The organism is Micromonospora aurantiaca ATCC 27029, assembly GCF_000145235.1.
GTDB classification, from domain to species: Bacteria; Actinomycetota; Actinomycetes; order Mycobacteriales; family Micromonosporaceae; genus Micromonospora; species Micromonospora aurantiaca.
The window spans coordinates 4,433,660-4,454,106 of the sequence record NC_014391.1; the positions used below are offsets into that span (position 1 = coordinate 4,433,660).

General features: G+C 72.1%; 21 protein-coding genes. 8 read left to right on the top strand and 13 right to left on the bottom strand.

Features of this window, described 5'->3' with window-relative positions:
- Positions 1–3: 3 nt before the first annotated feature.
- The 3 genes from MICAU_RS19425 to MICAU_RS19435 all read right to left on the bottom strand — a co-directional run bounded on the left by MICAU_RS19425 (position 4) and on the right by MICAU_RS19435 (position 2,590).
- On the bottom strand, positions 4–645 hold the full coding sequence (locus MICAU_RS19425) for a M23 family metallopeptidase (RefSeq protein WP_013287054.1): 642 nt from the start codon (positions 643–645) through the stop codon (positions 4–6).
- A gap of 7 nt (positions 646–652) precedes the next feature.
- The gene (locus MICAU_RS19430) at positions 653–1,600 is read right to left on the bottom strand and encodes a hypothetical protein (protein WP_013287055.1); all 948 of its coding nucleotides are present in this window, start codon (positions 1,598–1,600) and stop codon (positions 653–655) included.
- Positions 1,601–1,732: 132 nt separating this feature from the next.
- Complete coding sequence (locus MICAU_RS19435; protein WP_013287056.1) at positions 1,733–2,590, bottom strand: SDR family NAD(P)-dependent oxidoreductase; 858 nt, start codon at positions 2,588–2,590, stop codon at positions 1,733–1,735.
- A gap of 166 nt (positions 2,591–2,756) precedes the next feature.
- Here MICAU_RS19435 and MICAU_RS19440 point away from each other — a divergent pair, with 166 nt between their 5' ends.
- Positions 2,757–3,662 carry a helix-turn-helix transcriptional regulator gene (locus tag MICAU_RS19440; protein WP_013287057.1) on the top strand — a complete coding sequence of 302 codons (906 nt, stop codon included), beginning with the start codon at positions 2,757–2,759 and terminating at the stop codon, positions 3,660–3,662.
- Positions 3,663–3,681: 19 nt separating this feature from the next.
- Here MICAU_RS19440 and MICAU_RS19445 read toward each other — a convergent pair whose 3' ends face one another.
- Both MICAU_RS19445 and MICAU_RS33495 read right to left on the bottom strand, forming a co-directional pair.
- Positions 3,682–4,530 carry a Rossmann-fold NAD(P)-binding domain-containing protein gene (locus MICAU_RS19445; RefSeq protein WP_013287058.1) on the bottom strand — a complete coding sequence of 283 codons (849 nt, stop codon included), beginning with the start codon at positions 4,528–4,530 and terminating at the stop codon, positions 3,682–3,684.
- Complete coding sequence (locus tag MICAU_RS33495) at positions 4,527–4,658, bottom strand: hypothetical protein (RefSeq protein WP_013287059.1); 132 nt, start codon at positions 4,656–4,658, stop codon at positions 4,527–4,529. Before MICAU_RS33495 ends, MICAU_RS19445 begins: the two co-directional genes overlap by 4 nt.
- A gap of 107 nt (positions 4,659–4,765) precedes the next feature.
- Here MICAU_RS33495 and MICAU_RS19450 point away from each other — a divergent pair, with 107 nt between their 5' ends.
- Positions 4,766–5,314: a TetR/AcrR family transcriptional regulator gene (locus MICAU_RS19450; protein WP_013287060.1), complete on the top strand. Its 549-nt coding sequence runs from the start codon at positions 4,766–4,768 to the stop codon at positions 5,312–5,314.
- A gap of 61 nt (positions 5,315–5,375) precedes the next feature.
- Here the strand turns inward: MICAU_RS19450 and MICAU_RS19455 are convergent, their stop codons facing one another.
- From MICAU_RS19455 to MICAU_RS19465, 3 genes are all read right to left on the bottom strand, one after another.
- Positions 5,376–6,512: an NHL repeat-containing protein gene (locus MICAU_RS19455; protein WP_013287061.1), complete on the bottom strand. Its 1,137-nt coding sequence runs from the start codon at positions 6,510–6,512 to the stop codon at positions 5,376–5,378.
- A 147-nt stretch (positions 6,513–6,659) separates the two neighbouring features.
- The gene (locus MICAU_RS19460) at positions 6,660–7,700 is read right to left on the bottom strand and encodes a DUF4034 domain-containing protein (RefSeq protein ID WP_013287062.1); all 1,041 of its coding nucleotides are present in this window, start codon (positions 7,698–7,700) and stop codon (positions 6,660–6,662) included.
- A 42-nt stretch (positions 7,701–7,742) separates the two neighbouring features.
- Entirely contained in the window at positions 7,743–8,768 is a 1,026-nt protein-coding gene (locus MICAU_RS19465; RefSeq protein ID WP_013287063.1) for an acetylxylan esterase, read from the bottom strand.
- A 67-nt stretch (positions 8,769–8,835) separates the two neighbouring features.
- On the opposite strand from MICAU_RS19465, the gene MICAU_RS19470 reads away from it, so the two are divergent.
- The 6 genes from MICAU_RS19470 to MICAU_RS19495 are packed head-to-tail and all read left to right on the top strand — an operon-like array spanning position 8,836 to position 16,697.
- Positions 8,836–9,765 (top strand): ABC transporter permease, encoded by a 930-nt coding sequence (locus MICAU_RS19470; protein ID WP_013287064.1) that lies wholly within the window; start codon positions 8,836–8,838, stop codon positions 9,763–9,765.
- On the top strand, positions 9,762–10,688 hold the full coding sequence (locus tag MICAU_RS19475; RefSeq protein ID WP_230650141.1) for a carbohydrate ABC transporter permease: 927 nt from the start codon (positions 9,762–9,764) through the stop codon (positions 10,686–10,688). The genes MICAU_RS19470 and MICAU_RS19475 overlap by 4 nt, the downstream gene beginning before the upstream one ends.
- 41 nt (positions 10,689–10,729) lie before the next feature.
- Positions 10,730–12,373 carry an ABC transporter substrate-binding protein gene (locus MICAU_RS19480; RefSeq protein WP_013287066.1) on the top strand — a complete coding sequence of 548 codons (1,644 nt, stop codon included), beginning with the start codon at positions 10,730–10,732 and terminating at the stop codon, positions 12,371–12,373.
- 6 nt (positions 12,374–12,379) lie between these two features.
- Positions 12,380–13,903 carry a GH39 family glycosyl hydrolase gene (locus MICAU_RS19485; RefSeq protein WP_013287067.1) on the top strand — a complete coding sequence of 508 codons (1,524 nt, stop codon included), beginning with the start codon at positions 12,380–12,382 and terminating at the stop codon, positions 13,901–13,903.
- A complete protein-coding gene (locus tag MICAU_RS19490; protein WP_013287068.1) occupies positions 13,900–14,589 on the top strand; it encodes a YesL family protein in 690 nt (229 codons plus the stop codon). The genes MICAU_RS19485 and MICAU_RS19490 overlap by 4 nt, the downstream gene beginning before the upstream one ends.
- Positions 14,586–16,697 (top strand): alpha-glucuronidase, encoded by a 2,112-nt coding sequence (locus MICAU_RS19495; protein WP_013287069.1) that lies wholly within the window; start codon positions 14,586–14,588, stop codon positions 16,695–16,697. Before MICAU_RS19490 ends, MICAU_RS19495 begins: the two co-directional genes overlap by 4 nt.
- A 10-nt stretch (positions 16,698–16,707) precedes the next feature.
- Here the strand turns inward: MICAU_RS19495 and manD are convergent, their stop codons facing one another.
- The 5 genes from manD to MICAU_RS19515 all read right to left on the bottom strand — a co-directional run bounded on the left by manD (position 16,708) and on the right by MICAU_RS19515 (position 20,317).
- Entirely contained in the window at positions 16,708–17,916 is a 1,209-nt protein-coding gene (manD, locus tag MICAU_RS19500) for a D-mannonate dehydratase ManD (protein WP_013287070.1), read from the bottom strand.
- 83 nt (positions 17,917–17,999) lie between these two features.
- Positions 18,000–18,170, bottom strand: a complete 171-nt coding sequence (locus MICAU_RS32735; RefSeq protein WP_013287071.1) for a hypothetical protein — start codon at positions 18,168–18,170, stop codon at positions 18,000–18,002.
- 131 nt (positions 18,171–18,301) lie between these two features.
- Positions 18,302–18,523, bottom strand: coding sequence for a hypothetical protein (locus tag MICAU_RS19505; protein WP_225319635.1), 222 nt, complete (start codon positions 18,521–18,523; stop codon positions 18,302–18,304).
- Between the two features lie 73 nt (positions 18,524–18,596).
- On the bottom strand, positions 18,597–19,280 hold the full coding sequence (locus tag MICAU_RS19510) for an ABC transporter ATP-binding protein (protein WP_013287073.1): 684 nt from the start codon (positions 19,278–19,280) through the stop codon (positions 18,597–18,599).
- Positions 19,277–20,317, bottom strand: a complete 1,041-nt coding sequence (locus MICAU_RS19515) for an ABC transporter permease (RefSeq protein ID WP_222948030.1) — start codon at positions 20,315–20,317, stop codon at positions 19,277–19,279. The genes MICAU_RS19510 and MICAU_RS19515 overlap by 4 nt, the downstream gene beginning before the upstream one ends.
- Positions 20,318–20,447 lie beyond the last annotated feature (130 nt).

Below are 20,447 nucleotides of genomic sequence, written 5' to 3' on the forward strand. Positions count from 1 at the left end.
CGGTCACGGGCGCGTCGGCCGGCAGTTCGCGCTCGTCAGCCGCACCGAGTACTCGCGGTCGTCGGACGTGATCCCGGACGGCACGCCGTCGAAGTATGCCTCCACCTTCTCCCAGCCCCGGCGCTGCTCGTAGTGCAGGTGCGGGGCGCCGGAGTTCCCGGTGCTGCCGACCCGTCCGAGCTGGTCGCCCCGGGCCACCCGCTGACCGGCATGCACCGACGGCGGTTCGAGCAGGTGCAGGTACTGCGTCTCCCATTTGCCACCGTGGTCGATCTTGACCCAGTAGCCGCCGCCGCGCCCCCGCGGCCCGTCCGGATCCTGCGGGGTACGTCCGCCCAGCGAGCCGTTGATCCCCGCCACCGTGACGGTGCCGTCGGCGGAGGCGAGCACCGGCCGTCCCCACGCGTCCCCGGAAGTCGGGAAGAAGTCGACGTCGTAGTCGTCGTGCCCCGGATAGGTGGACAGCCGCCACGTCTCGCCGCAGGCCACCGGGAGCTGGAAGTCCGGTCGCGGGCCTGGTGGCCGTACCAGCGGCACCACGACCGCCGCACCGGCGGCGAGCGCCGCGAGGACGCCGACGATCAGCAGGACGCGCGGGGCGCGGCGGCGCGGGCGGCGGGAACCGTGGGGACGCTCGGTGGTCATCCGGGCCTCAGCCCAGCTCGATGACGGGCCGGGTCAGGATCTCGTCGGCGTATCCGTCGTCGGAGGCGACCCACCGGCCGAAATCCTCGTCGCGGTACGCGGTCGCGAGGGTGAGCCAGCCCAGGAAGAAGCCGCTCCCGCCACAGGTGGCACCGCCGCCGTCGCCACCGCAGACGACGGTGCGCTCGGTCGTCGCCTCGTGCCGGTAGGGGTCCTGCCCGATCGCCAGACCCCAGAGGTTCTCCTGCCGGTGCGGGCCGGTCCTGTGGTCGTACGGATAGCCGTCTCCGGGGCAGTCGTCGCCCCAGCGGAACAGGGTCGTCGCACCGGCGCCGCACGCCCACTCCCACTCGTCCGGAGTGGTCGTCCGCACGCCGAGGCTCCCGAGCCCGGCCATCGCCTCGTCGTACGAGACCTCGCGGATCGCCCGGGCGCGCACCACCTGCCCGGTCGTCCGGTCGAACTCCACAGTCAGCCCGTCACCCGACCGGAAGGTGCGCACCCCGCCGAACCGGTTCCCGACCGACGCGACCAGCTCCCGCACCCGAGGGTCGTCCGGCGCCAGCGGCACCTCGCACGGGTCGAACGCGTCCACCGCGACCAGCATCGCCGGCATGTCGACGTCGCGTACGGGCGACGTCATCGCGTCGACGTACTCGGTCAGCGACGGAAGGCCGAACTCGGCGGCGCTGTCGGCGTAGTCGGCGGCCTGGTGCGCAGCGGGCCGGAAGCGGGCCGCGTCGTAGCCGAGCGTCGGCCGGCCGCCGGGTACGAGAGCGAACCGCATCCCGCCCCGGTCGAACAGCGCAGTCCGGTGCGACCGCCCCGCGTACGCCGTGTCGCCCAGGCCGGTCACTGTCAGCTCGTGCCGCGCGGCGACGTCCTGGGCGAGCCGGCCGGCAGCGCCGTCGGAGAGATCGTTCCACTGGGCATGACTGAGATCGGCGTACGACACGGCGAAAGGATAGCCACGGGCTCCGACAGAGCCGGATCGACGCCGGTGCGACCGGTCGGCCCGCCTCCGGAGGCGGGCCGACGCGAGCTGTCCGGGTGCGCGACGGCACGCCGCGACCCGTCGACGAAGCGGTCAGGCTTCGTCGGCGTCCGTGCTGAGCGCGAGTTCGCGGCCGGCCTCGATGTCGGCGAGCAGCGTCGCCACGCGGGCCTTGGCCAGGCCGTATGAGTCGGAGCCGAGCACCTGGTGCAGCGGCGCTCTGCCGCCGACGGCCACCTCGACGATGGCGGCCGCGGCCTTGACCGGGTCGCCGAGCTGGGTGCCGGGCATGGCCAGGTGCGCCTCGGTCATCTCGCGGATCGCCTCGTAGCCGTCGGTGGTGCGCGCCGGCAGGCCGAGGGAGGACGTCCGAAGGAAGTCGGTACGCGTGTACCCGGGTTCCACGACGGTGACCTTGATGCCGAGGTGTGCGACCTCGGCCGCGAGCGAGTCCGACAGACCCTCCAGGGCGTACTTCGCGGAGCAGTAGAGGCCCCAGCCGGGGAACGCGGTCAGCCCCAGGATCGAGGACACGTTGACGATGTGGCCGCTGCCGGCGGCGCGCATGCCGGGCAGGGCCGCGCGGAGCACGTTCCAGACGCCGAAGACCTGCACCTCGAACATCGTCCGGACCTCGGCGTCGCCTGCCTCCTCGACCGCACCGAGGAAGCCGTACCCCGCGTTGTTGACCACGACGTCGATCCCGCCGAAACGGTCGGTGGTGGCCCGGACGGCCGCCGTCACCGCGGCCTCGTCGGTCAGGTCGAGTTCGAGGGGAAGCAGTCGCTCACTGTCGACCGGCCCGAGGGCCGCGACGAGCCGCTCGGCCGACCGGGTCGTCGCCGCGACGTCGTCACCCCGCTCCAGCAACTGCTTGACCAGTTCGAGGCCGATGCCGCGGGACGTGCCGGTGACGAACCACGTGGCCGGACCTGCGGTGGGGTAGGGCATGGGAACTCCCGGATCTCGGTGTCGTCGTGTCCCCGGCCGGGGACGCCACTCCATCGTGGGTACGAGGGTGGGCCGAGAACACAGCCGGACGAGCCCAGCGCTGCCTGGGAACGGCGTACCCACCCAGGCGGTGTCGCGGACGACGTTCGCGGCGGATCATCGGGTCATGGCAGGACACTCCGACCTCGGCCGATTCCTTCGTCAGTGCCGGGCCGACCTGACTCCGGAAGCGGTCGGCATCGCCGCCGTGGCGCAGGGACGCCGCGTCCGCGGACTGCGCCGCGAGGAGGTGGCCCTGCTCGCCGGCGTGAGCGTCGACTACTACACCCGGCTCGAACAGGGCCGGCACACCAGCCCTTCGGCCGCTGTCGTCGACGCCTTGGCCCGGGTCTTCCGGCTCGACGCCGCCGCCCGCGCCCACCTCGCCGACCTCGCGCGGCCGGCGAGGCGCAGCAGCCGGCAGATGCCCGCCCAACGGGTACGCCCGGCGATGCACCAGCTGCTCGCCTCGATGACCGAACACCCCGCGCTCATCCTCGGACGGCGCACGGACGTGCTCGCCTCGAACGCCCTGGGCCGTGCCCTCCTCACCGACTGGACACTGCTCCCGCCGCGGCACCGCAACTACATCCGGTGGGTCTTCCTCGACCCGGGCGCCCGCGACGCCTTCCTGGACTGGCCGGCGGTGGCCGCCGACGTGGTCGGCACCCTGCGCCTCTACGCCGGACGCAATCCCGACGATCCGCAGCTCAGCGAGCTCGTCGGCGAGCTGAGCATCAAGAGCCCGGAGTTCCGGGCCTGGTGGAACGGCCGCCACGTGCACGAACGCACGCACGGCACCAAGCGGATGCACCACCCCGCGGTCGGGCCGATCACCCTCCGCTACGAGGCCCTCGTCCTGCCCGGCGACCCGGACCAGACGCTGTTCCTCTACACCACCGATCCCGGCAGCCCGTCGTACGACAACCTGCGCCTGCTGGGATCGCTGGCCGCCCGGACCGCGCCGGCCCCCGGCAGAGCCTCGTCCACGCCGCTGCCCGACGCGAGCAGGACCGAACCGAACCCGTCCTGACGCCGGCCGCGCGTCGATCTCAGGCCCGCGAGGCGTCCGCGGTCCGAGGGACTCCGGCCAGCCGGTCGCGGCAGAAGTCCCGGAACGTCCGGGGTGGCCGGCCGGTCACGTCCGCGACGGTCGTCGTGACCCGGTCCTCCGAGCCCGCGGCGACGGCCGTGTCCAGGCCCGCGAGGAAGCGGGCGTAGTCGGGCGCGAGGCCGTGAGCCTCGTGGTACGCGGTGAGCGCGTCCTCGTCGACCGCACGGTGCCGGACCGGGCGGCCGAGGAAGTCGGTGAGCGTGGCGGCGACGTCGGCGTAGCTCAGCCGCTCGGGACCGGTGATGACGTGCTCGGTGTCGTGGGGCGCGGGATCCGTGAGGGCACGCACCGCCACCTCGGCGATGTCGGCCGGATCCACGAAGCCCACGCGGGCGTCGCCGGTGGCGCTGACGATCTCGCCACGCTCCCGGGCGCTCGCGGCGTGCGGATGGTCGCCGACGAAGTTCTCCATGAACCAGGACGGTCGCAGCACCGCCCACTCGGGGATCATCTCGCCGAGCTGGGCCTGCACCTCGCCCAGTCCCGGCGTGCCGGCCTCGATCGCCGACGAGCTGAGCAGGACGGCCCGCCGTACCCGGGCACGCCGGGCCAGGTCCAGGAACGGCAGCATGGTCGGCGCCGGGTCGGCGTCGCCGAGGGGCGCGATCAGGTAGAGCGCTGTCACACCGTCCAGCGCCGTGTCGTGCGTGCTGCGGTCGTACCAATCGAAGCGGACGCCCTCGGCGGACGCCCGGCGGCTGGCGACGCGGGCCCGGCGGCCGGCGGCGGCGAGTCTCGCGGCGACGAGCCGGCCCGTCGTTCCCGTGCCTCCGACGACGAGGATCATGCCCGCACCCCCTCGCCGAACAGTTCCCGCACGGCCAGCGGGGCGAACAGGGCGATGAAGCCCGGCATGTCCTTGGCGAGCAGACGGTCCAGGGCCTGGTGGAACACATCGGTGGCGGTACTCGGCACTGCTGTTCCTTCCTGTCGGCGGCCGCCAAGCGGTGATCTACGATAAGCGGACGGCCGGTCCGCTTCACCATAGCGGACTGGCGGTCCGTTTGCGAGAGGGGGCAGAAGTGCGGGCTGACGCGGCGCGGAATCGGGAGGCGGTGCTCGCCGCGGTCGATCGGCTGTTCGAGGCGGCGGACGACCCCGACCGGATCTCCATGGACGACGTCGCCGCTGCCGCCGGCGTGGGCAAGGGCACGCTGTTCCGCCACTTCGGCGACCGGCTGGGCCTCGTCCGCGCCCTCTACGGCACGCGCGGCGAACAGCTTCGGGCGTCACTCGCGGCGAGCCCGCCCGGCGACTCGCCGGCGGACCGCGCCCTGCACCTGCTGCGGGAACTGGTCCGGTTCAAGCGGGCCAACCGCGTCCTCACGCTGGCCCTGGAGAACGCGGGAAGCGGAAGCCCCTATCGCAACGAGTCGTACGAGCAGTGGCACGCGACGCTGACCGCCGTCGTGTCCGAGGCCCGGGGCCCCGAGTCGGCGGAGTTCCTCGCCCACGCCCTGCTGGCCGCGGTGCGCAGCGATCTCGTCGAGCACCTTCGCGACTGGCCCGACGAGCGCTGGGATGCCGGGCTCACCGCACTGACCCGGTCGGTGCTGGCCTCCGGGCGGTAGTTCCTCCCGACGGGTGCCAGGGTGGCGGGGCGTGAGTCGTGCCGCGCTCACGCCCCTGCCCTCACCTGGTCCGCTCGATCACGGCGGTGAGGCGGAGCCCGGCCGTCGACACCGTGCCACTCCCCCAGAACGACGCGGTCCCCGGGATGTTGGCCAGGGCGTCCAGGCTCGGATCGTTGCCCTCGACCTTCGGCCCGTACGCGACGCTCCATCGCCCGCCGGTGTAGCGCAGCAGCAGCGTGCCCGGGTACTCGACGTACGGCGGGATCGGGTTCGTGCCGCTGATCCAGACGTTGCCGTTCGCGTCGCCCGCGACCGCGTACACCCAGCCGGCCGATGCCGGTCCGGCCACCCGCTGCCACGTCCGGCCGTCCCAGTGCAGGATGACCGGCTTGGGGGCGGAGTCGTAGTCCTGGGTGCCGACCGCCCAGGCGTCGGTCGACGAGCGGGCCCACACGCCGGTGAGCCGGGCGCTCGGGATCGACGGCAGCGGCGCCACCCGCCACGACCCGCCGACGCGCTGCGCGATCATCGGTTCCGGGTAGGGCGCGTCGGCGACGTACCGTTCCCCGGCGGCGAACACGCCGCCGTCCGGGGTACGCGAGACCGCCCGCAGGACGCCGTTGAGTCCATCGGTTCCCGGCACCGCGACCCGGCCGAACTGACCGGTGTCACCCTCGACGACCAGCGGCCGGCCACCGTCGTGGCCGACGAACACGGCCCGCCCGCCGCCGGTGGCGGCCACGTCCAGCAGCTCCGCGGTCCCGGCCGGGGCGGGCCACGGCGCGTGCGCCGTCCAGGTCGTGCCGTCGAAGTGCCCGGCGTACGACTCGCCGAGGCGCCGGGAGCCCACCGTCCAGACGTCCCGGGCGCTCGCCGCGTCCACCTTGTACAGCAGATACGCCTGGTGCGGCAGCCGCCGTTCCGTCCACGTCCGCCCGTTCCACCGGAGCAGGGCGTACGGCTGGTCGATCGAGTACCCCGTGTAGGTCGACGCCTGGTAGCCGACGGACCAGGCGTTGTTCGGGCCGGTGGCGGCCACGTCGGTCAGCCGGCTCTCGTGGATCAGCGCAGGGATCGTCGCCGTCCACGTCGAAGGGGCCGCGGCTGCGACCGGCGTGACGGGCGGGAGCAGTACACCTGCCGTCAGAGTGGAGACCGTCGCTACCGACAGCCCGTACCGTGCCAGTGATCCCATGGTGGCCCTCTTCCCCGATCGGTGGTCGGACCTCAGCATCGCGTTCCGCGAAGCTGTGCGCGTGCCCGGCTGCTGTCCCGTAAGGGAGTGGTAAGAACGGTCCCTCCGAGGGGGAATCGACTGTGGCCGGAACGGTGCCGCCCGCCGTCAGGCAGCGCGGCGGGCGCGGCGACGGGCTCGGAGAAAGACGGCGTCGCCCCGCTCGTCGCCCCACCAGCCCCACGGAACGCCGGTCATGTACCGGCCGATCGACGCGAACACCGGCGCGGCCTCGGCGTCGCGGCCGGTGCGCACCAGCCCGTACGCCAGGAAGTTCGCGTCGTCGAGCCAGGCGGCGTGCCGGGTCGCCGGCTGGTGGAACCACCGGGACAGGGCGTTGTCGAGATCCGCCTGCATGACCGGATCCTGTCGCCACCGCTCGCCGATCTCGTCGGGGGTGCCGCCGTGGGGTTCGCGATCCTGCTCCCACAGCGCCCACTCCGCGGCGGCCCGAACCGGCAGCACGAGCAGTGGTGAGCCGGTAGGAGCCGTGGCGGCGACCGAGCGGGCGAAGCCGAACATCGCCTCGTGCGAGCCGCTCCACTTCCGGCAGTGGTAGGTCAGCCGGAGCACGTGGCCCAGATGGTGCCCGGGATCCCGCTTGGTCAGCTCACGCCACGCCTCCTCGACGTCCTCCAGTGGCGCACTCGTGTCGATCATGAGGTCCAGGCGGTGCGCCCACGGCGTGGGGTCGTCCGGCGCGAGCCGCATCGCGACATCATTCACCTGCCGGGCCAGGTCCAGCAGGCGGCTGAACTCGACCCACTGCTCCCGGCGTACGCCGGCGGCCCAGTCGCCGCCGCGCACCTCCCACGCCCGTGCCATCAGGGAACGGGCACGAACGAGCTGGGCATCCGGGTCCGCGGGCGCGCGCGACGCCCAGCGATCGGTCCAGGCGTCCGTGGTGTCGACCCGGCCGGTCGTACGGTCGATCCGCGATCCCAGCCCGCGAGCTGTCGATTCGGCGAGCACACGGACGTACCGGGCCCGGCGGTCGTAGTCGTTCCGGGTGGCGACCAGCGCCGTCCGGGCCGGCCCGATGTCGGAGCCGTACCGCGCCTGCGTGCACGCCTCGCGCAGCACGGCGTCGTCCTGCGCCGGGTTGGGGTCGATCTGGCGGGTGAGTACCCGCCACACGGTCGAGATCATGATCAGGGATGGTAGATGTCGCGGGCCCCGCCGGTGAGCCCGTCAGCCGGCTGCCGCCCCGGCGGGACGGAGCACCGCGTCGAGCCAGCGCAGCTGCCGCCGGACGTGGACGGCCTCCCCGCCCTCGTGGCCGTTGAACGGGTACGTGTGGATCTCCCGTAGCGGCGCTGTCGAGCCGGCGGCGGCGTACTGGTTGTAGGCGGCGAACCCGGTGCTCGGCGGGCAGACGTCGTCCCGCAGACCGATCCCGAAGTGCGCCGGGGCGGTGGCCCGCCGGGCGAAGGTCACGCCGTCGACGTAGGACAGCGTGCGCCGGACCGGCTCCTCCGCCTCGCGGTGCACCGCCAGGTAGCGGGCGATCTCGCCGTACGGGGAGGCCTCGGTCAGTTCGATGGCGCGCTGGATGTCGCACAGGAACGGGGCGGTGACCAGGAGCGCGGCGAGGCCGTCGACGAGGCCCGCCGCCGCGAGGGCGAGCCCGCCGCCCTGGCTGTTGCCCACCGCGGCGACGCGGGCCGGGTCCACCCCGGGCAGGACACGGACGGCGTCGATCGCGCGGACCGCGTCGGTGATGAGGCGGCGGTAGTGGTAGTCGTCCGGGGACAGGATCCCCCGCGTGGCGGGGCTGGGCCCGCCGGGCGCGTCGTGCGGGTCCGGGGTGTCGCCGCGGCTGTACAGGCCGGCCTGTCCCCGGTTGTCCACCAGCAGGTGGGCGTAGCCGGCCACCGGCCAGGTGAGCCGCTCGCCCGGCAGGCCCCGGCCGCGTCCGTAGCCGGGGTACTCCACCACTGCCGGCAGCGGCGCCGGTACGCCCGCGGGTCGGGTGTACCAGGCCCGGACCGGTTCGCCGGCGTACCCGGCGAACGTCACGTCCCACACGTCGACCAGCCGCAGGTCGGTGGGTTCGGGACGGACGTCGACGAGCACCGGGATGGCCGCGGCGGCGGTGAGGGTGGCGCGCCAGAACCGGTCGAAGTCGGCGGGCTCGACAACGGCCGGTGTGTAGCGGCGGAGCCGGTCGAGGGAGATATCAATCGACGCTCTTGACACGCTGATAACGATACCCATAAATTTCCGAAAGGCTTACGACGTATTACCGGAAAGTTCCGGCCGACGGTCAGGCGGGAGGACGAGCTTGGCAGCCCCGACCCCGCGCAGTCGTCGTACGCCCTGGCGGCGGGCCCTGCGCCGGGACTGGCAGCTCTACTCGCTCGCCGTCCTGCCGCTGCTGTTCTTCCTGACGTTCCGCTACCTGCCGATGCTCGGCAACGTGATCGCGTTCCGGCGCTTCCAGCCGGGCGGCAGCATCTTCGGCGAGTACTGGACCGGGCTGCGGTACTTCCGGCTGTTCTTCACCGACCCGACCTTCTGGAGCGTGTTCACCAACACGCTCGTGCTGGGCGCGCTGACCCTGCTGTTCTGCTTCCCGCTGCCGATCGTGCTCGCGCTGCTGCTCAACGAGGTGCGCAACCGTGCCCTCAAGCGGTTCGTCCAGTCGGTGTCCTACCTGCCGCACTTCCTGTCGATCGTGATCGTGGCCGCCATGGTCCTCCAGTTGCTGTCGGTGGACGGCACTGTGAACCAGATGGTGCGTGCCGTGGGCGGTGAGCCGGTCCCGTTCATGCAGCAGGCCGGATGGTTCCGGACGATCTACGTCTCCTCCGAGGTCTGGCAGACCGTCGGGTGGGGCACCATCCTCTACCTCGCCGCGCTCACCACCGTCGACGGCGACCTGTACGAGGCGGCCCGCATCGACGGCGCCAACCGGTGGCGGCAGACCTGGCACGTCACGCTGCCGGGGATCCGGCCGACGATGGTCACCCTGCTGATCCTCAACATCGGCACCTTCATGGCCGTCGGCTTCGAGAAGATCCTGCTGCTGTACAACCCGCTCACCTACCCGACGGCGGACGTGATCTCGACCTACCTGTACCGGGTGGGCATCGTCTCCGGGAACCTCAGCTACGCCGCCGCGATCGGCCTGTTCGAGTCCGTGATCGGGCTGACGCTGGTGCTGTCGGCGAACGCGATCTCCCGCCGCACGGTGGGGACGAGCCTGTGGTGAGCACGCGCGCCCGTACGCGGGCACCGGCGGTCCGCCCGCGTGGCCCCCGGCCGACAGCGGGCTACCGGGTCTTCCAGGTCGTCAACGCCGTCGTGCTGACCGGCGTCGTGGTGGTGACCCTGTATCCGTTCCTCACCATCGTGGCCCGCTCGCTCAGCGACAACGCGTACATCGTCGCGGGTGAGGTGAACCTGGTGCCGCGCGGGTTCAACCTCACCGCGTACCGCGTGGTGACGTCGGACCCGACGTTCTGGATCAGCTACCGCAACACCGTCTTCTACACGGTGGTCGCCACGCTCATCTCCGTCGTGCTGACCACCTGCTACGCGTACGTGCTGTCGAAGCGGCACCTGCGGGGCCGGACCGCGCTGGTCGGGATCGCCGTGTTCACCATGTTCTTCACCGGCGGGCTGATCCCCAACTACGTCCTGGTCACCAGCCTGGGACTGAAGAACACCGTGTGGGCGATCGCCCTGCCCAACGCCATAAACGTGTTCAACCTGCTGGTGATGAAGGCGTTCTTCGAGAGCCTGCCGGTCGAGCTGGAGGAGGCCGCCGCCGTCGACGGGCTGAACACGTACGGCACGCTGCTGCGGATCGTCCTGCCGCTGTCGAAGGCGATGGTCGCCACGATGGTGCTGTTCTACGCCGTCTCGTTCTGGAACTCGTGGTTCGCCGCGTTCCTCTACATGGACCGCCAGGACCTGCTCCCGGTGACCGTCTATCTGCGCAACCTCATCGCGGGCGCGACCGACGCCACGCAGACCGGCGGCGGCCTCGGCAGCGCCGGCGACGTCGTCCAGTCCGCCGCCACCATCCAGTCCGTGACCATCGTGCTGACGATCCTGCCGATCCTCGCGGTCTATCCCTTCATCCAGCGCTATTTCGTCTCCGGGATCATGCTCGGCGCCGTGAAGGGATAGCCCCCCCCGCACCACCACCCCACCACCGGAAGGAAGAATCCATGGCCAAGCTGTCCCGGCGCCAGGTGCTGCTCGCCAGCGGCGCGGCCGCCGTCGCCGCCCTGGCGGGTTGCGGCGACGACACCCCGGACAAGAAGGACCTCGACCGCAACCGTACGGGCGCGATGGAGAAGTACGGCATCGGTGACCAGTTCAAGGCCACCGAGCCGGTCACGTTCTCGATCCTCTACAACAACCACCCGAACTACCCGCTCAAGCCCGAGTGGCTGTTCTGGGCCGAGCTGGCCCGGCGGACGAACGTCAAGCTGGACCCGGTCGCCGTGCCGCTGAGCGACTACGAGCAGAAGCGCAGCGTGCTGGTCGGCTCCGGCGACGCCCCGCTGATCATCCCGAAGACCTACCACCCGCAGGAGAGCTCGTACGTCTCGTCCGGCGCCATCCTGCCGGTCAGCGACTACCTCGACCTGATGCCGCACTTCAAGGACAAGATCGAGCGGTGGGGACTCCAGCCGGAGATGGACACGCTGCGGCAGGAGGACGGGAAGTTCTACCTGCTGCCCGGCCTGCACGAGAAGCCCTGGCAGGACTACACGCTCGCGGTCCGCACCGACGTGCTGGAGCAGTTGAAGATTCCGTCCCCGACCACCTGGGACGAGGTGTACGCCATGCTCAAGGCGATGAAGGCGGCCCACCCGGACGTCATCCCGTTCTCCGACCGGTTCGGCAAGCCCAACCCGGCCGGCAACCTGCTGAACATGCTCGCCCTGGCACACGGCCTGCCCGGCGCCGGCTGGAACTACCAGCCGACGAGCTGGGACGCCGGTGCCGGGAAGTACGTCTTCACCGGCGCCTCGGACGGCTACCGGCAGGTGGTGGCGTATCTCCACAAGCTGGTCGCCGAGGGGTTGCTCGACCCGGAGACGTTCACCCAGACCGACGACCAGGCCCGGCAGAAGCTCGCCAGCGGCAAGTCGTTCGTGATCAGCACGAACGCGCAGACCCTGGTGAACGACTACCGCCCGGACATCGCGAAGATCAACCCGAACGCCCGGCTCGGCAAGATCCTCTTCCCGGTCGGGCCGGCCGGCCCGGTCAACGCGGCGAGCCGGCTGGAGAACGGCGTGATGATCTCCAGCAAGGCCCGGGAGGGCAAGAACTTCGTGGCCATGATGCAGTTCGTCGACTGGCTCTGGTACTCCGACGCCGGCCAGGAGTTCGCCAAGTGGGGCGTCGAGGGAACCACGTACACCAAGGACGCCTCGGGCAAGCGCAGCCTCGCCCCGGACGTCAACGTCATCGGGCTCAACCCCAAGGGCAGCAAGCACCTGCAGAAGGACTTCGGCTTCTACAACGGCGTCTTCGCCTACGGCGGCAAGCTCGACCTGGTGCAGTCGTTCTTCTCGCCCGAGGAGCTGGAGTTCCAGAAGGAGATGAACGCCCGCAAGCCCGCGCCCTGGGTGACTCCGCCGCCCGCGCCACTCAGCGATGAGGAGCGGGAGCAGACGACGCTGTGGGCAACCGCGCTGAAGGACCACGTCACCCAGAACACGCTGAAGTTCGCCCTCGGCCAGCGGCCGCTGAGCGAGTGGGACGCCTACGTCTCGGAACTGAAGGGCAAGAACGCGCAGGCCTACACCGACCTGGTCAACAAGGCGTACGAGCGGTACCGCAAGAGCCACGGCTGACCGGCGATGCGCGGCACCGTTCCCGAGCGGCCCATCGGCCGGCTGACCGACGCCTGGCGTACCTGCGTGGGCACCGGCCGGTTCGACCTGGCCCTGCGACGCGACTATCAGGACTCGCTGGCGCTGGTGCAGCGGGACATCGGCTTCCGGCACATCCGCGGGCACGGGCTGCTCAGCGACGGCGCCGGCGTGCACCGCCCCTACTCGTACCAGGGCGAGCGCCGGGTGCGGCACGCCTTCACCTACGTCGACCAGGTCGTCGACGCCTACCTCGCGATGGGCGTCCGGCCCTTCGTGGAGCTGGGGTTCATGCCCTCGGCGCTCGCCTCCGGCGACCAGACGGTGTTCTGGTGGCGGGGCAACGTGACGCCGCCCCGGTCGTACACCGAATGGGGTGACCTGGTCCGCGCCACGGTGGCCCACCTGGTCGACAGGTACGGCCTCGACGAGGTGCGCGGCTGGCCCGTCGAGGTGTGGAACGAGCCCAACCTGACGGCGTTCTGGCAGGGTGCCGACCAGGACGCCTACCACCGCCTGTACGAGGTGTCGGCGCACGCCGTCAAGGACGTCGACGCGGCGATCCAGGTCGGCGGCCCGGCCCTCTCCCCCGGCGCCGACGAGTGGCTCAAGCCGTTCGCCGAGTTCGTCACCGGTCGCGACGTGCCTGTCGACTTCGTCAGCCGGCACGCCTACACCTCCGGCCCGGCCCGGCACCTGCCGTTCGGCACCCGGCAGACGCTGGCCCCGGCCGCGGACCTGCTGGAGCAGTTCGCCGCGCCCCGCCGGCACCTGGCCGGCACCGCGCTGGCCGACCACCCGGTGCACATCACCGAGTTCAACTCCTCCTACCGGCCGGACAACCCGATCCACGACACGGCCTTCCACGCCGCCTACCTCGCCCCGGTGCTGGCCGGCGGCGGGGACCTGGTCGACTCCTTCTCCTACTGGACCTTCAGCGACGTGTTCGAGGAGGAGGGGGTGCCGACCGCGCCGCTGCACGGCGGCTTCGGCCTGCTCACCCACCGGCAGATCAAGAAACCCACCTACCACCTGTACGCCTTCATGGCTCGGCTCGGCGACGAGGTGCTCGCACGCGGACCGGACCACCTCGTCACCCGGCACCCCGACGGCCGGGTCGCGGTGCTGGCCTGGGCACCGGTCGACGTCACCGGCCGGGAACCGGCACCCGAGCGGCACACCCTGTCGCTGTCGGTCCCGATCGGCCCGCCGGGCACCGTGTCGGCGTTCCTGCTCCGCTCGTCGGTGAGCGAGGACGCCGGCAACGCCTGGGCGGCCTGGCGGGAGATGGGCAGCCCGCACTCGCCACGGCCCCGGCAGCTCGACGCGTTGCGGGAAGCCGCCGAGCCGGCCCGTACCCATCGCGCAGTGCCGGTCGCGGCCGGGCGGGCCGACCTCGACCTCGTCCTCACCCGGCACGAGGTGACCCTCGCCGAACTGACGCCGGTCGTGGACGAGACCCCGCCGTGGTGGGACGACAGGTTGCTCGACCCGCCCGGGGACCGGCAGTGACCGGCGCGACCAGCGGGCTGCGGGAGTTCGGCGACGGGCCGTTGTCGCGGGCCGCCGCGACGGTCCACATCCTGCTCGTGGTGGAACTGCTGCTCCTGGTGAGCACGCTGCCCGGCCTGGCCGTACTCGTGCTGCTCGACCGTGACAGCAGCAACCTCCCGCTGGTCGCCGCCGCCGCGCTGCCGCTCGGTCCGGCCGTCTCGGCCGCGCTGCACACGCTGCGGCACCAACGCCCCGACCTGACCGATCTCCGTCCCGCCGCCACGTTCCTCCGGGCCTACCGGGCCAACCTGCCGGGCGTGCTGCGCGTCTGGGCGCCGACGCTGCTGTGGCTCGCAGTCATCGCTGTCAACCTGGCGAACCTGCCCGCCGCCGCCGTCCCCGGCTGGTGGGCAGTGCCGCTCGTCGTGGTCGGGGCGGGGGTGATCCTGGTCGGGGTCAACGCGCTGGTGATCGTCTCACTGTTCACCTTCCGCACCCGCGACGTGCTCCGGCTCGCCGTCTACTACGTGGCGCGCAAGCCCGGCGTCACAGTCGGCAACGTCGTGCTGCTGGCCGCCGTCGCCTGCGTCACAGCGGTGTTCTCCGAGGCGGTACTCGCCCTGCTCGGCGCGCTCCTGGTGCTGGCGCTGCTGCGGATCGGTGACCCCATGATCGACGAGATCCGGGCGGAGTTCACCGCATGAGCGTCCCGGTCACCGGCCGGGCGTCTGCCGACGCCTGCGAGTCGGCCTGGCACGCCGCCTGGCTCCCGCCCGCGGCGTTCCGCGAACTCGGCTCCCGCGGGGTGCTGGTGCACGGCGACGGGCCCCTGGTCGACACGGTCCTCGACGAGGTGAGCCGGGCCTGCGGCCGGTACGGCGGACGGCTCTGGCACGGTCCACCGTGGCAGGTCGACGCCGACCTGGTGCTGGCCCTGCGCGGGGCCGGCCCGGTGCCGAACGCGGCAGCCGAGACGGCCCGGCTCGGCGCGACACCGGCGGTGAACGGCACCGGCGACGGCTCCCTCGGCGACGAGGGGTACCTGCTGGCGCGGGTGGACGGCGTGACAGTGGTCCTGGCCGACGCGCCGGCCGGCCTGCTGTACGGGATGTTCCACGTGGTCCGGCTCGGCGCGGCGGCCTTCGACGACGACCTCCCGGCTCGGCGGCACCGACCGGCACTGGACCGGCGGATGCTCGACCACTGGGACAACGTGGCCGTACACCCGGTGTCGGGCCAGGTCGAGCGGGGCTACGCCGGCGGCTCCCTGTTCTGGCGCGACGGCGCCGCCCGGCACGAGACCGCCCGGCTCCGCGACTACGCACGCCTGCTCGCCTCCTGCGGCGTCAACGCCGTCACGGTGAACAACGTCAACGTGCACGACACCGAGGCGCTACTGCTGACCGACCGGCTCGGCGACGTCGCGGAGATCGCCGGGGTGCTCCGCCCGTACGGCATCCGGGTGCATCTGTCGGTGACCTTCGCCGCCCCGGTGGTCCTCGGCGGCCTGCCCACAGCCGATCCGCTGGACGAGCGGGTACGGGCCTGGTGGGCCGCCGCCACCCGGCGGGTCTACCGGCGGATCCCCGACTTCGGCGGCTATCTGGTGAAGGCCGACTCCGAGGGCCGGCCCGGCCCGTTCGCGTACGGGCGCGACCACGCCGACGGCGCGAACCTGCTCGCCGACGCGCTCGCCCCGCACGGAGGCGTGGTGCGCTGGCGGGCGTTCGTCTACGACCACCACCAGGACTGGCGGGACCGGTCGACCGACCGGGCCCGGGCCGCGCACGACCACTTCGCGCCGCTGGACGGACGATTCGCCGACAACGTGATCCTCCAGGTGAAGTTCGGCCCGATCGACTTCCAGACACGCGAACCGGTGTCCCCGGTGCTCGCCGCGATGCCGGCCACCCGGCTGGCGGTGGAGGTGCAGGCGACGCAGGAGTACACCGGCCAGCAGCGGCACGTCTGCTACCTCGCGCCCTGGTGGAGTGAGGTGCTGCGGTTCCGGCCCCGGGGTGAGCCCGGCGGCACGATCGCCGACATCGCGGCCGGCCGGGCGGGCACCGGCGGCGGTCTGGTGGCAGTGGCCAACGTGGGCGACGACCCGTTCTGGACCGGGCACCCGCTGGCGCAGGCGAACCTGTACGCCTTCGGCCGGCTCGCCTGGGATCCGCTGCTGGATCCCGCCGCGATCCTCGACGAGTGGATCGACCTGACCTGGCTGCCGGTCACCACCGGCGATCCGGAAGCGGTACGGCGGACGATGCACGCGGTCATGGACGATTCCTGGCGCACCTACGAGCGCTACACCGCCCCGCTCGGCGTCGGTTTCATGGTGCGGCCCGGTCACCACTACGGCCCGGACGTGGACGGCTACGAGTACACCCCGTGGGGCACGTACCACTTCGCCGACCGCCACGGCGTCGGGGTGGACCGGACCCGGGCGACCGGGACCGGCTTCACCGGCCAGTACCCGCCGCCGTGGTCGGAGGTGTACGAGTCACGCGAGCGCTGCCCCGACGAACTGCTGCTGTTCTTCCATCACGTCCCGTACCGGCACGTGCTGCGCAGTGGCCGTACCGTGATCCAGCACATCTACGACACGCACTTCGCCGGGGTCGAGGAGGTGGCGGCGATGCGGGAACGGTGGCGGCTCGTCGCCGGGGCAGTCGACCCGGCCGTCCACGACCGGGTGGCCGAGCGCTTGGAGGAGCAGTTCCGCAGCGCCGTCGAGTGGCGGGACCAGATCAACACCTACTTCTTCCGCAAGTCCGGGGTGCCGGACGCGCACGGTCGCCGCATCCACTGAACCGGCGCGCTCACCACGGGTGCACGGTGCCGTCCGTCAACCGGTTCACAGGCAGGTAGGCCGGCGCGTACGGGTAGCGAGCCGCCGCTCGCTCGTCGATGTCCACACCGAGTCCCGGAGTCTCGGCCGGATGCAGGTAGCCGCCCTCGTAGTGGTAGCCGTGCGGGAACACCTCGTCCGTCGCCTCGGTGTGCCGCATGTACTCCTGCAGGCCGAAGTTGGGGATGGCGAGGTCCAGGTGCAGCGCGGCGGCCATGCAGACAGGGGACAGGTCGGTGGCCCCGTGCGAGCCGCTGCGGACGTGGTGCAGCGCGGCGAGGTCGAAGATGCGTCGCAGGTGGGTGATCCCGCCGGCGTGGACCACAGTGGTGCGCACGTAGTCGATGAGCTGTTCCCGGATGAGCTGGGCCGCGTCCCAGATGCTGCTGAAGACCTCGCCGACCGCGATCGGCGTGGTGGTGTGCGAGCGGATGAGCCGGAAACCCTCCTGCAGGTCCGCCGGTACGGGATCCTCCATCCAGGTCAGCGCGTACGGCTCCAGGCTCCTGCCGAGCCGCGCCGCCTCGATCGGGGTGAGCCGGTGGTGCACGTCGTGCAGCAGCCGGAGGGTGGGCCCGAACTCCTCGCGGACCCGGGCGAACACGCCCGGCACGTGGGCCAGGTAGGCCTCCGTCGACCAGCTCGCCTCGGTCGGCAGCGCAGCGTCGGCGGGCTCGTAGAACATCTTGTCCGCGCTGACGCCGTACGTCCGGGGCAGGCCGGGCACACCGCACTGCACCCGGACCGCGCGGTAGCCGAGGTCGACGAAGCGGGCGACCTCGGTCAGCACCTCGTCGACGGTCTCGCCGTTGGCGTGCCCGTACACGGTCACGCCCTCGCGGGACCGGCCACCGAGCAGCTGGTAGACCGGCAGCCCGGCGACCTTGCCCTTGATGTCCCACAGCGCGGTGTCCACGGCGGCGACGGCGCTCATCGTGACCGGCCCGCGCCGCCAGTACGACCCCTGGTAGAGGTACTGCCAGGTGTCCTCGATCCGGGCCGGGTCGCGCCCGATCAGCAGCGGCACGACGTGGTCACGCAGGTAGGACGCGACTGCGAGTTCCCGGCCGTTGAGGGTGGCGTCACCGACGCCGGTGACGCCGGCGTCGGTGACGACCTTCAGGGTCACGAAGTTCCGGCCGGGGCAGGTCACGATCACCCGGGCGTCGACGATCCTCATCCGGTCTCCCCTGCGGTCGGCGCGCCGGTCACCACAGGATTATCCATCATCGTCGATCTGTCGGGTGCCCCGGTGCCGGCCGGTCAGGCCGGTTCGGGAACGCCCCCGGGCTCACCGTCGTCGGGCATCGGCTCGACCGGCGCCTCGGGCAGTTCGCCGGGCGTGTCCGGGAGGAGTTCGCCGGGGTCGTCCGGCACGTCCTCACGAGGGTCGATCGGCGGGTACACCTCGGGATCGAGGTCGGGGTTGGTCATCGGCTCAGTATCCGACGCCTCAGCCGGGACCGCCCGTCGAGCACGACGACGGGCGGCGCCCGCCGGAGTGAGCGGCGGGCGGACGTGTCACCGCGAGCGCCGGCTCTCTCCCGGCCTCGATCCGCGCGCCGTCACGGGCTCTCACCGTCACCGGCCGAGGGCGCGGACGACCGGTCCGCCGGCTTGCGCAACCACAGCCACACCCCCGCCAGCAGGCACGCCGCGCCCCCGATCGCGACCGCCGACTCTGCCGGTTCGGAGAGATCGTCGAGGAACGGGAAGGTGTGGGAGGCCGCCATCGCCAGAAACCCGATCAGCAACAGCAGGCCGGCGGTGATCCGCTGGACAACCATGCGCTTCATTGGATCACGACGTCGACAGCAGCCCGCAGGCCGCTGCGCCGACCCGCCCCCCGGAACACCCGCTTCAGCGGGCTGGTGCCGGAACGTGGAGGCGGCCGTCGTGGACCTCGGCGATCTGGTCGACGGCGGTGAGGTGGGTGCGGTCGTGGGTGACCAGGACGGTGGCGGTGGCCTGCTGGTGGGTGAGGCGGGTGATCAGGTCGATGACGGCGGCGCCGCGTTCGTGGTCGAGGGCGCTGGTGGGTTCGTCGACGAGCAGGACCGTGGGGTTGTTCATCAGGGCGCGGGCGATGTTGACGCGTTGGCGCTGGCCGCCGGAGAGCTGGTGCGGCCGGCGGTCGGCCTGACCGGCGAGGCCGACCGCGTCGAGCAGTTCCACGGCGCGGGTACGGGCATCGGCCGGTGGGCGGCCGTCGATCTGGGCCATGACCTGGAGCTGCTCGGCGGCGGTGAGGGAGGGCAGCAGGTTGGGCTGCTGGAAGACGATGCCGATCTTGCGGCGGCGCAGGTCGGCGAGTTCGGCCCGAATGAGACCGGTAGTCGGGGTGCCGTCGACGGTGACGGTGCCGGTGTCGGGGGTGATGAGGGTCGCGGCGACCGCGAGGAGGCTGGACTTGCCGGAGCCGGAGGGGCCGATCACGGCGGTGAGGCTCCCCTTGGGCACGTCCAGGGTGACGCGGTCGAGGGCGGTCAGGCGGCCCTCGCCGTCGGGGTAGGTGAGGGTGATGTCGGTCAGGTTCAGGCTCATCGGGCGCTCCCCAGGGCGGTCAGCGGGTCGACGGAGGTGATGCGGCGGATGGCCAGGGCGGCTCCGAGGGCGCCGAGGACGACCATCACGGCCGCGGGAAGGAGGACGGTCACCGGGGTGAGGACGAACGGCACAGCTGACCCGGCGACGAGGGCGCCGAGCGCGGCGGCGATGCCGGTGCCGAGCAGGGTGCCGCCGGCGAGCAGGACGACGGCCTGCCCGATGGCGTCCTTGAGAAGGGTGGCGGTCGAGGCGCCGAGTGCCTTGAGCACTGCGACGTCGCCGCTGCGCTGGATCGTCCAGACGGTGAAGAACGCTCCGATGACGAGGGCGGAGATGGCGAACAGGAAGCCGCGCATCAGCTGGAGGGAGCCGTTCTCGGAGGTGTAGGAGCCGATCGCGGACAGCGAGTCGTCGACGGAGACCGTCTTGGTGCCCGCCTGCCGGTCGGTGGCCACCAGATCGGCCCCCGAGGTGGTGGTCAGGGCGACGACGGTGGCCGCCGGGCTGCCGCCGCCGGTGCCGGTGGGAGGCGCGATCTTCTGCCACACGTCCAAGCTGATCCACACCACAGGGGTGTGACTGAAGGAGGCGTCGCCGCGTACGGCCGCCACTGTCAGTCGCTGCCCGGCGAGGGTGACGGAGTCACCGGCCTTCACACCGAGGTCGTCGGCGGCCCTGGTGGACAGCACTGCCGAGCGGCCGTCGATCCGGCCGCTGCCGGGGGCCAGGTGGGAGCCGGGCCGGACGCCGAAGGCGGAGACCCCGGCGCTCCTGTTTCCGGCGGTGGCCCTCGTCGTGGCGATGCCCAGCGGTTCGGCGCCTGTCACTCCGGGCGCCTCGGCCCACTGCTGCCACTGCTTCTCGGTGACTGTGGAGTTGGAGTACGACACGCCCTGGCCCTCGCCGGGGGCCTGGAAGGCGATCCTGTCGGCGGGCAGGCCGGTGATGGCGGAGACGTTCTGCCGGCCCAGTCCGGCCGTCAACCCGGACAGCAGCCCGACCAGCAGGGTGATCAGCACGATGACGGTCCCCATCAGGGCGAAGCGTCCCTTGGCGAACTTCAGATCTCTCCAGGCGACAAACACGGCAGTGGCCTGTCCTTTCGGCGGTGGAAGCGGTACGACTCCACCATCGCGGCCGGCGCCCGTGTCCGCGTCTGGCGTA